Here is a 14,599-nt window from a genome sequence, read left to right as displayed (position 1 = left end):
CACGATATTGCTCGTTATTTTTTGAAAGATGTAGGCTCGACCATTTTAATAGAACCGTCGGCGTTGTAATAAAGCTTATCTACACAGATAGACCTTAACCAGTCTTCATGTGATAATGCGCTGGTATGATAAAATGAATACCATTGGCCTTTATACTGCACAATAGAACCGTGATTGGTATAACTATCGGTTGGATCCATGTAAATGCCGCCATATGTCCATGGGCCAAGGGGGCTTTTGCTGGTGGCATAATTCATACGATTATGTTTACCGCTAACATCATGGTTATCTGAGTACGATAAGTAATAAACGCCATTGCGTTTATGCACCCAACTGGCTTCATGGAAATCTTTAAGGCCTTCCATGGTTTTCATTTCGCCATCAATTTCCATCATGTTATCTTTTAGCTTGCCACCTTTGCAGGTACCACCGCCACCGTAATAAAAGTAAGCCTGACCATCGTCGTCAATAAAAACACATGGATCTATCATTGATTCGAGGCCTTTGATGTAACCCTGAACGGTAAAACCGCTCGCCGGACTTTTGCTGGTTGCAACGCCAATTTTCCAGCTCTCATTCCATTTGGTATCGCTTGGATGCGGGAAATAAAAGTAATAGGTACCGTTTTTATATGCACAATCAGGAGCCCACATAAAGCCGCCTTCTTTACGCCCCCATGGCACCTGGGCTGCGCGAAGGATTTCACCATGATCTTTCCAGTGTACCATATCATCTGTCGAAAAAACATGATATTGGTCCATCAGATCGCAGCCGCGTGCCGGAAAGATATCGTGCGAAGCATAAACATAAAGGCGGCCATCAGCCCAAACGTGCGCGGACGGATCGGCGGTGTACATGCTCCTGATAAATGGGTTGCCGGTGGTATCGGTCGTAGCTTTTTCCTGTTGTTTGGCTTTTTCCTGGGCTTTGGTGCGGCTGGTTCCGGTAAGCACAAATGCTATGGCAAGCGCGGCGGGCAAAGCTTTTATTGTTAATGGTTTGAATAAAGTAGTTAAATTCATTATGATGTTACTGTTATTAAAGCCGGCCAAAGGTTATACCTGCAGCCGGCTCTTATTAATTATTATTGGGGAATGGCTATTTGGAGATAAACTTCAGATCATCGATGCCGGTTACCAGGTCGCCATGATCTTTATTTTGAGTCCAGAAGAAAATCCTGAAATGGTTAATTTTGCTATAATCGGCACCAGGATCAGTACCAGAGGGTTTGAGAGACTTATCAAAGTCCAGTGTGATCTGGTTCCATCCATTTTTTAGCGTTGGGATCAAATCTTTTACATCCCACGCCGATTCATGATCATCCGATTTACCAGAGCTGGTGATTTCAATAGAGCCATCGGCTTTCAGCAACGAAACATCAGATACATACCACCAGAAAGTGAACCTGCCATCGGCTGCACTAAAGCTGCTATTAACAGGCGGGTCGATATCCTTAATAAACTGCATGAAGTCGCTCCCGTTAGCAATGGTATTTTTAAGATATCCTGTACCTTCTTTTTGCCCACTTGTTGCTATAGTTGGTGTGCCAACAGTTTGCCAGCCGTCCGGCTTATCGGCGTTATCAAATACCACCGGCGGTGGGGCTGGAGCGGCTCTGAATACCAGGTCATCAACACCGGTAACCAGATCGCCGTGATCTTTATTTGTTGTAAAAAAGAAAATCCTGAAGTGATTGATAGCCGAATAATCGGCACCGCCGTCGTTTGTTTTAATGGCTTTGCTGAAATTTAGGGCAATTTCGTTCCAGCCATTTTTAAGTGTCGGTATTAAAGGAGCCACATCCCAGGCCGATTCATGATCATCTGATTTTCCTGAACTCGTGATCTCAATAGAACCATCAGCTTTCAGTAATGAAACATCCGATACGTACCACCAGAATTTAAACTGACCATTATTGCCGGTTAGCTTAGTATCAAGAGGGGTAGACAGGTCTTTGATGAACTGCATAAAATCGCTACCGTTGGCAATGGTATTTTTCAGGTAGCCTGCACCTTCCTTTTGTCCGCTGGTAGCGATGTTGGGTGTACCCACGGTTTGCCAGCCATCAGCTTTATCAGCGTTGTCAAAGGATATCAACGTTGGGTCTACCGCCGGTGGAGCAGTAGTGTCGGGTGGTGGCGGCTTCAGGTATGAAGTATCGCGTGATAAATATTTTTCTTTTTTGCAGCCTGCAGCGATCAGGCCTATCATGAGGATGGAGCAAGCCATCATTGTTTTATTGAATTTCATTTCCTTTTTGGTTTTAGGTTAACTTTTAGGAATATCTACCTGTACTATCTCCGAAAAATTTGAGCTGTTGAAGCTATCGCTCAAACGGACGCCAACCCGCACAAAAAACGTGCGACCCGGAATAAGATTGGGTACAGTAAGTGTCATGGATTTTTCGGCAGCGCTCATATCAATAAATGCCTTGTTGATGGTTTTGGCGTTCAGGTCCGAAAAGTCACGGATAGAAGCGCCTGTACCTACCAGTTTAGTGGTATTTACATATGGCTGCACATCTTTGATGGTTGGTAAACCAGCAATAATAGGGGCATCAATATCAAATGTGAGGGTAAGTGTAGTACCGGTTAATGTATGGGTGAAGTTTTTGATCACGATGTACGGCGTAACTGTAAAGTCATGCTTGGTACCTTTATCAATATTAACTGTCACTGTATCTGTAACGGGCCAGAATGCACCACCGGTAGGCACAATTTTATATCCGCCTTTAAACAATTTACTATCCTCATAAGTACCATCAAATTTGCTTGGGATGGTTTGCGGCGTTGTCCAGCCTATTTGTTGTAGCTTGATAGTAGTGCTGCCGCCCGAGGTAAGCAGGTTACCGCCCTCAGATGATAATATATTGCCTTGCAACGAAGCATTGGGGCCATCATAGTTATCTGTTTTTGTACATGCAGAACTTGCCAGTATAGCTATGCCCACCAAAATTCTACCAATCAGATTTTTCATATCTTTAACTTTTAAATTCTTAATAATTAGGGTTGTTAGGAAGCAGATTAGGGTTTTTGCCAATTTCGCCACCAGGGATAGGCTCATAATAAAACTGCTTTTGGAAAGTGTATTCCCTGTTAAACAGTTCGGGCTCGGCCAGGAAAATGTATTTGTTTTCGTTTAATACATAGTATGGCATCAAACCTTTAAAGTGTGCCCGGTCAAGCACCACATCGGCAATGCGCCATCTTTTTAAATCCCAATAGTATTGGTTCTCAAAAGCAAGCTCCATGCGGCGCTCTTTGCGTACTTTATCCAGATCGATAGAACCATACGGCGTTGCACCGGCACGGCTTCTGAGCAGGTTGATAGAGGTTAAGGCATCACCGTTATTGCCTAATTCTACAGCGGCTTCGGCACGGTTCAGCAGGATCTCGCCGTAACGCAGGTCAATCCATGGTTGTTCGCTGCGGTTCAGGTCAACAGATGCCTGAGGTTTGTTGTAGTCAACATATTTGCGAACATAGAAACCTGTACGGGTAAGCTCGTCACCACCAGTCCACGGACCGGTAAAACCTATAACCTGCTTGCCCTGGTAAAGGGTTTTGGTATCGCCTGCAAGAATGTAGGAACGTGAGTTGGGTTGTTTGGCAACTTCGGCTGCGGCAGTACCGCTGAACGAAGGGTAAATACCACGTTGCATATCAAACATCAGGCCCCTTAATATAGCGCCAGGGAAGTAAATAGTTGCTACTAACCTTGGCTCCAGGCCCTGCATGATTTCGGCGCGGCTATTGAAACGTTTAGGCGTACCATCATCATTAGTTACACTCAGGTTGCCCCAAAGCTGTACCAGGTCAAGCGTAGGGTATGAGCGAGATAGCGCATTGGCCGTAAAGTAACGCGGCGACATGGTATCGTCCCAGCTGTGTGCTGTATGGTTAGCGATAGAATATTGCTTAATGAAGATGTTTTCGGGACTTGGTTTTAAAAACAGGTCGACATAGTTTTGTACCTTATCCGAATTGGCGCTGTAAAGCGAATAATGACCATCCAACAGTTTAGCGGCATCATAAGCAGCCTGAAAGTAGGTGTTGGCCTTGCTTCCCGGAATACCAACCAAACCTTGCGCGCGTGCCGGACCGTCAACAAAATTGGTTGAACCATATTTGGCAATACACGCCGCATATAACATTACCCTTGATTTTAAAGCGGCAGCAGCATATTTGTTTGCCCGGCCCGCATCGCTTGTTTCAGGCATCATCTGATAACCCAGGTCAAGCTCGGCACCAATGAAATCCCAGGTAGCTTCTTCTTTATCGCGGTGTACCTGTAATTCAGATAAAGGCGCCGCCGGATCCTGAGGTTCTTTAATGATTGGCACACCTCCATAACGTTTTGCCAATCCGAAGTAATAGTAAGCCCTTAAAAAGTGTGCTTCGCCAAGTAGCGCGTTTACCGTGTTTTGAGTTAAGGCTGCCGTATGTTTAGGTAGCTCGGCAATAAGGGTATTCACATTCCTGATGTCACCATATGGCCAATAACCAAAGCCCCCGCCTATATCCATACCGCCAAACGGACCAACCTCTTCGCCGGTAACAGAGGCCGAGTTATAAAAGTTTTCCCAGTCGTTGCTTCCCGTTTTAAATCCCTGGTCGGGCCGGTATTTGAAATCCTCGATGGGCAAATTGGTGTAAATGGTTGCTAAAAATGATTTTACACCAGCCTCACTGTCATAAATAATATTGGGAGTGAAAATATTGGTAGGCGGGATATCTAATTTTTGGCAGGAGGTTACCGAAGTACCTACACCGACAGAAATTGCTATAATGAGTTTATGTAATTTTTTCATGTGTTAAATGATTTAAAATGAAACGTTAGCACCCAGGTTAAAGGTCCTGTTCATTGGGTAGGTGTAACCGCCAAGGGCTTTGCTGAAATCATTGTTGTCTCTCGGATTAGGTCCCTGGTGTTCTGGGTCGTAATTCTTTAATCCGGTGAATGTTAGCAGGTTGTAGCTGTTTACATAAACCCTGAATTTTTTAACCCCAATGGCTTTCAATACAGCAGGAGACAGGGAATAACCTAATTCAAGTGTTTTTACACGCAGGTAACTGGCGTTTTGGATGGCCTTTGTGCCCTGTGCAGATGGAGAACCCATAGCCGGATAATATCCGGGTACCCACTGCGTGTTCGGATCAAATACGTTTGCTGAAGGATCAACCGTGTGCCAGCTATCCAGGAAGCGGGTTAAGGCACTTCTGTTGTACATCAATGGCTCGGCAAATTGCTCGCCATATTGTACGTAAACGCCTGCTGCTCCCTGCAAAAGCATATTCAGGTCAAAACCTTTGTAGCTTACGCCGATAGTAAGGCCGTAGTTATACAACGGGATATCGGTGGTGGCAATAGGGTGACTGTCTTTATCGTCAATAACACCGTCATTGTTCCAGTCTTTGTAGTAGTAATCGCCAGGGATGGTGTTGTTATTACCGCCGCCTGTATTTACGCCATAGTTGTAGATCTGGTTGTATGAGGTAAACTGGCCTGCATATTCAGGACCCCACCAAACGTTTTGATACCTGTTGGTTTGATTTTCTTTCCAGTTCAGGTATTCGTTACCCGATTGACCACGAAGCACTTTTAACGCTTTTAAGCGGGTTGTACCAATATTACCAGATACGTTTAAGCCAACCTGGCCAAAGGTGTTACGGTATGAAAGGTTAAAGTCCAGACCCTGAACCCTGTCACTATTATAGTTAATTTGTGGTACGGCCGCACCTACAGTGCCTGGTAATGCAACTGATGGCTGAGCAGGTAAACCGGTTCTATCGTTCCGGAAAACCTCAATGGTACCATCTACTTTACCACCAAACAAGCCAAAATCAACAGCGATGTTTTTTATGGTATTTACAGACCAGGTTAAGCCGGCGTTACCCAATTTTGGGGCCGAGCCGTTAACTGCACTTGAACCGAAGATGTAGCTGTTTACAGGATAGGTATAACCGTTTACATAGTTAAATGCAGGAGCATTCGCCTCATCACCGGTTTGACCATAAGAAGCCCTGATTTTTAAGTTGGTAAGTATATTTTCGGAAACCAGACTGCGGAAGAAGTTTTCTTTAGTTAAAACCCAGCCGATAGACCCACCCGGGAAAAAGCCCCATTGGTCGGATCCTGGTTTATAAAGGTTGTTACCATCACGACGGAAACTGAATTCGGCCAGGTATTTACCTTTGTAATCGTAATTTAAACGGCCTATGATACTTCTGTGTGCGCGATCTTGCAGTGCGTTAGGATCCATACCTCCTGCCATGTTAGAGTTTTGCAAACCACCAAACAGGTAATCAACCGGAATTTCTATATCCCTGTAAGCATTAAAGTTATCGGCAGTTTCATGACTTTGCTCATAGGTAGCCATGGCGGTTACGTTATGATCTTTAGCAAAAGTATGCGCGTAATTTAATGTTAACTGGCTTAAGGTATTTAAGTGCGTGTAATACTGGCGTGTAATACCGGCAGGTGAGTTTACTAAGCTTGGAATGTATGTATCATTATCGGCTTTGTAAGTATACAGGGAGAATGATCTCCTGACAATATTGTTATCTGCAGTGCCATAATCAATGTTGAACAAAGCCTTGGCAGTAAGACCGCTTACTCCAGGGATGTCATATTGTAAATTCAACTGACTGGTAATGTTTTTGTTCCGGAAACGCTTTGAACCTACTTTATTGGCATCTGTAATGATAGAGGGGTTCATGTTATCATCAATTACAGCCGGATAAAGTGGATTGTCATTGGCATAGATCTGGTGGGTTGGGATCTGGTTCCAGGTATATTTATAAATGGTCCATTCATCAGTATAAGGAAGGTTTTTCTCGTCCATCCAGGCCGATGTTAATACCTGTGCCCTTAAACCTTTAGTGATGGTTGCTGTAACGTTTGAACGGAAGTTGTATTTATTATAATTCAAACTACCGGTTTTAAATACACCATCCTGCTTCTGATAGCCGAAGTTGAAGAAGTAGCTGATCTTATCATTACCTCCGTCAATATTCAGGTTATGCTGTATCTGGTTGGCTGTTTTCTTGAAAACCATCCCAATCCAGTCGGCCGATTTGTAAGTGCCGTCAAGCCATGGTTTAATATCGGCATAGGAGAACTGAGGTGTAACGTTGTGTACAAAGTTATTGGCAAAATCGCGTTTAACTTTTTCGTTGGTTAACAACATATAATCAACAGCGCCAACACCTTCTGGCATGCCCAAAAAGGTTTGTATCGCATCGTTAACCGAGTAATTGATATTGATCTTACCATTTTTGCCGCCTTTTTTGGTGGTAATAATGATGGCACCGCCAGCCGCGCGCATACCGTAAATAGAGGCAGCTGCGTCTTTTAACACTGAAATGCTTTCAATCTCATTCGGGTCCATACGGCCAATGGTCGACTGGTCACCGCCGATGATACCGTCGATAACAACCAGAGGAGCGCTTTGATAACCCCTTATGTTCAGGTTGTTTGCGTATGAGCCTGGTTCGGCAGTAGTTTGAACAATGCGCACACCGGGTATTTTACCGGTAAGCATATTGATAACGCTTTCGTTTTTGGTTGTGGTGATCTCCTTGCTTTGCAGCGTGGCGATTGAACCTGTAATGGTGGCCCTTTTTTGCGTACCATAACCAACAACTACGACTTCCTCAAGGCTTTTATTGGTTGTTTTTAAGGCGATGGTACCATCTTTAATATCCTTAACCGCTATTTCCTGGGTTACATAACCTATGTATGATACCTGCAGAATAGCGTTTGGGCCTGGCACCTGCAGCTGGAATTTTCCCGCTACATCTGTAATAGCACCGGCATTTGTGCCTTTGATTTTTACACTTACCCCCGGAAGTGTCGACCCATCGGTTAAGTCTATTACTTTTCCGTTTATGGTAGTTTGCTGGGCTAACAAACTAAGCGGGAAAAGGAAGAAAAGTATAAGTAAGTATTTATATTTTTTCATATCGTCTCTCTTTGATGATTGTTTAAGGTTAAATTGATCGTTACCCATGCAGGGTAATAAATAGCGCATGCAGCGGCAGGCCTTACGGCGGGTTAGGGGCGTGGTAATACATGGTTTAAAAGAGTTGGTTAAAGCAGCGCCCTGTTGCGGTTATGCGATGAAAAGCACTGTTGTTGGTTTATAATTTCAGGTACAAAACAACAGGCAGGCATTAATAAAAAATAAATAATACATTAATAAAGGCCGTATTAATGCCAAAAAACGCGGTTTTATGAACTTTTTTGCAATCGATTGCGAAAAAAAATGGCTTTATTTAAGAATAATTTGATTTTTAATGATAGGGGAGATAGCTTGATACATTTTTAACAAAAGGTGATACGGATTAGCAGGTATGTAATTGTCGGCGTGAGGAAACTAAACCGGGCCGTAAATAATGTGATACATGGCATTGATTTTTGTCAAAAAAATGTAGTTTTAAAATCCGTAACCAATAAACTTATACACCCTTATCTTAATGCCCTTTAAATACCCCTGTCTGCTTGCCGCAAAAACGTTATTAATTGTTGTGTTTTGCTTAACTACCTGTTTTTATGCAGCTGCACAAAAAAAGAACGCGGGCTATAAGTATCACATCCGCAGGGCTGCTTCAGCTATTAATGTTGATGGGGTGATGAATGAGCAGGCCTGGATGCAAGCTGATTCTGCCGGCGACTTTTTTATGGTGCTGCCGATGGATACCAGCAAGGCTACCGTTAAAACCGAAGTGCGGATGACTTATGATGATAAAAACCTGTACATCATAGCCATTAACTATAATTCTGTACCCGGTCCCTATATGGTTGAATCCCTGAAGCGTGACTTTAATTTTGTGAAGAATGACAACTTCCTGATTTTCATGGATCCTTTTGATGCCCGAACCGATGGTTTTAGCTTTGGAGCAAATGCAGCCGGTGGACAGTGGGACGGCAGTATGTACGAGGGAGGCAAAGTTGACCTGAGCTGGGATAACCGCTGGTATTCGGCTGTAAAAAATTATCCTGATAAGTGGATCTGGGAGGCGTCTATTCCTTTTAAAAGCATCCGCTATAAAAAAGGGATCAAGGAGTGGGGGATCAATTTTAGTCGTAACGACCTTAAGACAGCCGAAAAATCGAGCTGGACACCAATCCCGAGGCAATTCCCCACAGCTTCATTGGCGTATACCGGTACCTTGGTTTGGGATGAGGCACCTCCAACGGCAAGTAGCAATGTATCTATCATTCCGTATGCGCTTACCGGTTTATCTAAAGATTATCAGCATAATACCAAAACCGAATACAAACATGAAATAGGTGGTGATGCCAAGATCTCGGTTACGCCATCGCTAAACCTGGATTTAACAGTTAATCCCGATTTTTCGCAGGTGGATGTTGATCAGCAGGTAATTAACCTGAACAGGTATGAACTGTTCTTTCCCGAAAAACGGCAATTCTTTTTAGAGAATGGGGATCTGTTCGCCAATTTTGGATATTCAGATATCCGCCCGTTTTTTTCACGACGGATAGGCTTAAATGTACCTATCGATTTTGGCGCGCGGCTTACAGGTAAGCTGGATAAAGACTGGCGAATTGGCGCTATGGATATTCAAACCGGCGGCTCGGGAAGTGTGCCTCAAGCTCCTGAAAATTATGGTATTATCACGCTGCAAAGGCGGGTGCTTGATCGTTCCAATATTGGTTTTTTGTTTATCAATAAAGACGCTACAGCAAATATCCCTGGTACCAATACCGGGTCGGCTGCTTATAACCGGAATATCGGCGCGGAGTTCAATCTGGCATCGCGCAGCAATATCTGGACGGGCAAGGTATTGGCCTTAAAGTCGTTTACGCCGGGGGTAAGTGGTCATGACTATGTGGTGTCTGATCATTTTCAATACCTAAGCAAATACTGGACGGTGTACATGCAGGAAGAATACGTTGGGAAAAACTATAACGCCGAAGTAGGTTATGTGCCCCGCGTTGGCTATATCAAACTAAGTCCGTTGCTGCTTCGTAATTTTTTTCCTAAGCAGGGGAATATCCTGAGCCATGGTGTTCAGCTTACTTCAAATTACTTTTTTGATGAGTCGTTTCATCGTACCGATAACGAAAGTATCCTGTCTTATCTCATCACTTTCCGCAACCGGGCAACATTATCCGTATCCGGCATAAATGACTATGTGCGGTTGTTAAAACCTTATGATCCTACTAACATAGGTAAAGGCCTGCTGCCAACCGGGTCCGAACATAACTGGAACACGATCGATGTTCAGTTTGTATCCAAGCCGCAAAATGTGTTTACCTATTTGCTGGAGGCATCACATGGGGGGTATTATGATAAAGGAATCCGTAACAGTATTACGAGCTTAATAGGTTACCGCTTTCAGCCTTATGTAAACATCGCTATCAATACCTCATTTAATGACTTAAGGCTGCCGCAACCTTTTGGACATAATACCTTTTGGCTGGTAGGCCCGAAGATTGATGTTACTTTCACTAATACGCTGTACTTTACTACCTATGTTCAATACAACCAACAGATAGATAATATCAACATTAACACCCGCCTGCAATGGCGTTATAAACCGGCATCGGATTTATTTATTGTTTATGGGGATAACACCACACCATCTCCTTATACAGTAAAAAACCGGCAGCTTACTTTAAAGTGGACCTATTGGTGTAATCTATAGCGGTATTGTTATAAAACAAGTGCTGCCGATTGCTGTTCGGATATTAGTTTGATATCTACCGGAAATGAAAAAACTCATCATATTTGATTTGGACGGCACCCTTGCCGAAAGTAAGGCCGCGCTTGATCAGGAAATGGCCACGCTTTTGACCAATTTGATGAAAGTTGCAAAAGTGGCCATTATATCGGGCGGCGACTGGCCCCAGTTTGAAAAACAGGTACTGTCAAACCTGCCTGGCAAAAAATCAATTAAAAACCTGTCAATTTTACCAACTTGCGGCACCAAATATTATCAGTATAAAAAAGGTAGTTGGAAAAAACTTTATTCCGAAGATTTCACGGATCCAGAAAGGCAGGAGATTGTCAGTAAATTAAATGAAGCCATTGATGCCTCCGGGATTAAATTCAGGAAAACATGGGGCAATCAGATAGAAGATCGAGGGAGTCAGATTACATTTTCTGCATTAGGCCAGCACGCGCCACTGGACGAAAAGAAAAAGTGGGACCCCAAATACGCTAAACGTAAAAAGATTAAAGCCATACTTGATAAAACGCTCTCTGGATTTTCGGTGCAAATTGGAGGGGCTACCTCTATTGATATAACAAAGCCAGGAATTGATAAAGCTTATGGCATTCATAAGTTGCAGCATACATTGGAGATCAGCATCAAGCAAATGATATTTATAGGCGATGCTTTGTTTGAGGGAGGTAATGACCACCCGGCCCGTACAACCGGAGCGGATTGTATCCAGGTGGGCGACCCGGAAGAAACCAAGCGTGTTATTGAGGGAATAATCCTGTGCCTGAAGTAGTAGCACTACTGCCTGAAATGTTAATTAAAAGTAAAGCGTATAATTTACACTTAATCGGGCGCCGAAACTACCTATCTTTGCGAGATGGAAGCAGGATCGAGTATAAAAAGCCGAACGTCATCAATCGCATTAGAAATAGCAGGGTTTGTTAAATTTACTTTCATCGGATATTTTACGATTGGACTAAGTCTTGGAGTGCTTCCGGTTTTTATACACAATCAGTTAGGCTATAACGCCATGGTAGCCGGTGTGGTTATCAGTCTGCAATACCTGAGCACCTTTTTATTCAGAGGTTACGCAGGGAATATCATTGATAAAAAGGGCCCAAAAACGGCTCTTCTTTCCGGGACGACGGGCTTTGCAATTAGTGGTTTGCTTTTGTTTGTCGCCTTTTTATTTAAAGATCATCGCGAACTATGCTTAGGGCTTATAGCACTTACACGACTTGTGACAGGCTTTGCAGAAGGGTTAATAGGCTCAAGCCCGATAAACTGGAGTATCAATACAGTTGGTGAACAAAATACTGCAAAGGCGATATCTTATAATGGTATCGCGAGTTACGGAGGGCTTGCAATAGGTGCTCCCGTAGGCATATTGCTTGATAATAACTACGGCATCGCCGGTATCAGCATTGTAGTTTTTATACTTGGAATTGGCGGTTATTTATTGGCCAAAAGAAAGGCCGATGCATTGATCAAAAGTTCCGAGCAACGGAAATCATTTGTTTCGGTACTTAAAACTGTTGCGCCCTACGGCATCTGTCTAACCCTTGCTGCTTTGGGTTTCGGTACTATTTCCACGTTTATAACGCTCTATTACGCCTATCTTAACTGGACTAACGCGGTGCTTTGTCTTTCGGTATTCAGCGTTTTCTTTATCCTTGGCCGTTTAATATTTGCCGGAGCAATCGATAATTACGGAGGTTTAAAAACATCCGTAGCATGTATAGCATTGGAGTCGGTAGGGCTAATGGTACTTTGGCTGGCTAATATGCCTGAAATTGCGCTGATAGGCGCAGGCATAACTGGCTTGGGCTTTTCGCTGGTTTTTCCGGCGCTGGGAGTGGAGGCAGTAAAGTTAGTGCCAGGCTCGAACAAAGGGGCTGCATTGGGTGCCTATGGTTTGTTCCTGGATATTTCGCTTGGGCTAACCGGGCCATTGGTAGGCGGGGTAGCAAGCCACTTCGGGATGCTTTATATTTTTCCGTTCAGTATGGGGATGGTGCTGTTAGGCCTCTTGCTGTGTTTAGTAATTGGCTGGAAGTTAAAAAGCTTCCGGGCCTAAAACCGGTTAATCAATTTCATACTTTTCATAAGGAATTTCAAAGCTGAATGTACTTCCTTTGCCTGCATCGCTTTTTACGCTGATATTTCCTTTTTGCAGTTCGATCAATTGCTTGCAGATATATAAACCAAGGCCGGTGCCGGTATTACCTTTTGCCGAGTTAGTTTGATAGTATTTTGAAAACAGGCTAACCTGCTGTTCCTGGCTGATACCTGCTCCTGTATCAACAATATTAACAGTTAACCCACCTTTACCACCAGCTAATTTTAGCGTGGCATTAATTTTAACGTTACCCGTCTCGGTATATTTAATGGCATTGCTTACAAGGTTCACGATAATCTGTTTAAGTCTGAAACTATCGCCTAAAACTTCGGCTTCCGGGTCGCCCTGGAAATCATAGCTTAATTGCAGTTGTTTCTTATCTGCGCTGAATGCCATACTTTCAATTACCTCCTTCAACGTTTTGTCCGGGCAAAAAGGATCATTGTGGATCTTCAGTTCGCTACTTTCCATTTTAGCGGCATCAAGCGTATCATTAAGGGTTTGCAGCAACAAGTCGGATGATGCCCGCACAGTACCCAGCATTTCTGATTGTTTTGGCGTAAGCGTAGTTCTGCTGAAAATATACAGGAAGCCATTTATGGAAGTAAGCGGGTTACGGATTTCATGGCTCATGTGCAGCAGGAGATCCATTTTTTGGCGCGCTATCATTACAGCGCGTTCGTTTTCCTTCAATAAAAGATCTTCGGATTGGCCCAGTTTAACAACAAATACAATCAGCAATACGGCAAAAGCCAGCAATAGCAAAAGCGCGCTCAGGTAAAGTTTGTTCAGTAAGCTTGTTGTTTCCAGGTAGCTGTTAAAAGCCAGGCCCTTAAAGGCGTCGGTTAAGCTATAGTTGATATCCTTAATGGTGCTGATCAACTGTTCCATTTTATGGGTGATCCGCATGTTAAGGGCAATAAGCTGCCTTTGTGTTTCCTGCAATTTAGAGTTGCTTTGTTGTAACTGCTTCAGCTTATTCAGGTAGTTTGATTTGTCTTTAGTGCGAAGCTTTTGGGTAACCGAGTCAACATAAATCCGCGTACGGTGATTAATGACAACGCCCCCGGATCCGCTTGCATAGGCGTTTTTGTTTTTTATAGCTTCTTTTATCCTGGCAAAAAAGCCCTTTCTTTTTAGTTTACCTTGCTGGGTGATAGTATCCGTGCTGTTTTGAACTTTTTGGCTGCTTTTTACAGCAAGCTTATTTTGAGCAGTTGCAAGATTAAGGTCAGAAGAGGTTGTTAGCAGTGAGTCAAAGTCATGCCGGGCGGAGAGAAGATCAGCAGAAAGCTTTATTTTTTGATCATGCCATGCATGGAGTTGTTTACGCTGCTCCGGATTTAGTTTGGCAGTATCGTGCTGCATATTTAACAGCGTATCAATTTCGGCAAAAGCTAATGAAAGCTTGGCCTGATATGCTTTACTTTTAGCCGGGTCGCCATTTACCAATGATGATTGAAACAAATCCTCGGCCTGGTGAAGTAGTAAAAGGGCCTGCTGCGGTCTGGAATTATTAAGATCCATGAGGTGCGATACCTGGGCTGTATGAGCCAGTCTTTCGGCGATCTTGTCCCTTACAAAAAGAGCCGCAATAACTAAGATTATGGTGAAGGCTAAAAAAGCAAGCAGTATCTTCCTTGATAAAACGTTCATATAGTTATAATTATCAATAGGCCGTAAATTACTGATTGAAGAACCTGATAAAGCCCGGCATTGATATTTTGAGGAACAATGATAATGATAAAAATGATACAATCAACCGTTGTTAGCTCAATAGCATGCCGTT

Annotated in this window: 9 protein-coding genes; 3 read left to right on the top strand and 6 right to left on the bottom strand. The window is 43.4% G+C overall.

The features are described from left to right. Positions 1 to 14: 14 nt before the first annotated feature. The 5 genes from DUL71_RS09635 to DUL71_RS09615 all read right to left on the bottom strand — a co-directional run bounded on the left by DUL71_RS09635 (position 15) and on the right by DUL71_RS09615 (position 7,963). Positions 15 to 1,022, bottom strand: coding sequence for a family 43 glycosylhydrolase (locus DUL71_RS09635; RefSeq protein ID WP_114937895.1), 1,008 nt, complete (start codon positions 1,020 to 1,022; stop codon positions 15 to 17). A 76-nt stretch (positions 1,023 to 1,098) separates the two neighbouring features. Beyond that, positions 1,099 to 2,250, bottom strand: a complete 1,152-nt coding sequence (locus DUL71_RS09630; protein ID WP_114937894.1) for a hypothetical protein — start codon at positions 2,248 to 2,250, stop codon at positions 1,099 to 1,101. Positions 2,251 to 2,268: 18 nt separating this feature from the next. Beyond that, positions 2,269 to 2,976, bottom strand: a complete 708-nt coding sequence (locus DUL71_RS09625; protein WP_161964404.1) for a DUF3823 domain-containing protein — start codon at positions 2,974 to 2,976, stop codon at positions 2,269 to 2,271. Between the two features lie 19 nt (positions 2,977 to 2,995). Next, positions 2,996 to 4,810 carry a RagB/SusD family nutrient uptake outer membrane protein gene (locus tag DUL71_RS09620; RefSeq protein WP_114937892.1) on the bottom strand — a complete coding sequence of 605 codons (1,815 nt, stop codon included), beginning with the start codon at positions 4,808 to 4,810 and terminating at the stop codon, positions 2,996 to 2,998. 12 nt (positions 4,811 to 4,822) lie between these two features. Continuing rightward, entirely contained in the window at positions 4,823 to 7,963 is a 3,141-nt protein-coding gene (locus tag DUL71_RS09615) for a SusC/RagA family TonB-linked outer membrane protein (protein ID WP_114938519.1), read from the bottom strand. Between the two features lie 514 nt (positions 7,964 to 8,477). On the opposite strand from DUL71_RS09615, the gene DUL71_RS09610 reads away from it, so the two are divergent. The 3 genes from DUL71_RS09610 (at position 8,478) to DUL71_RS09600 (ending at position 12,768) form a co-directional block, all read left to right on the top strand. Then, a complete protein-coding gene (locus DUL71_RS09610; RefSeq protein WP_114937891.1) occupies positions 8,478 to 10,673 on the top strand; it encodes a carbohydrate binding family 9 domain-containing protein in 2,196 nt (731 codons plus the stop codon). Between the two features lie 64 nt (positions 10,674 to 10,737). After that, a complete protein-coding gene (locus DUL71_RS09605; RefSeq protein WP_114937890.1) occupies positions 10,738 to 11,484 on the top strand; it encodes an HAD-IIB family hydrolase in 747 nt (248 codons plus the stop codon). 84 nt (positions 11,485 to 11,568) lie between these two features. Then, positions 11,569 to 12,768 carry an MFS transporter gene (locus DUL71_RS09600; RefSeq protein WP_114937889.1) on the top strand — a complete coding sequence of 400 codons (1,200 nt, stop codon included), beginning with the start codon at positions 11,569 to 11,571 and terminating at the stop codon, positions 12,766 to 12,768. A gap of 6 nt (positions 12,769 to 12,774) precedes the next feature. On the opposite strand, the gene DUL71_RS09595 is transcribed toward DUL71_RS09600, so the two are convergent. Further along, complete coding sequence (locus DUL71_RS09595; protein WP_114937888.1) at positions 12,775 to 14,466, bottom strand: sensor histidine kinase; 1,692 nt, start codon at positions 14,464 to 14,466, stop codon at positions 12,775 to 12,777. Positions 14,467 to 14,599: the final 133 nt, after the last annotated feature.

Origin of the sequence: Mucilaginibacter endophyticus (assembly GCF_003351025.1) — a bacterium.
GTDB classification, from domain to species: Bacteria; Bacteroidota; Bacteroidia; order Sphingobacteriales; family Sphingobacteriaceae; genus Mucilaginibacter; species Mucilaginibacter endophyticus.
This window is presented reverse-complemented; position numbering and strand designations above follow the sequence as displayed.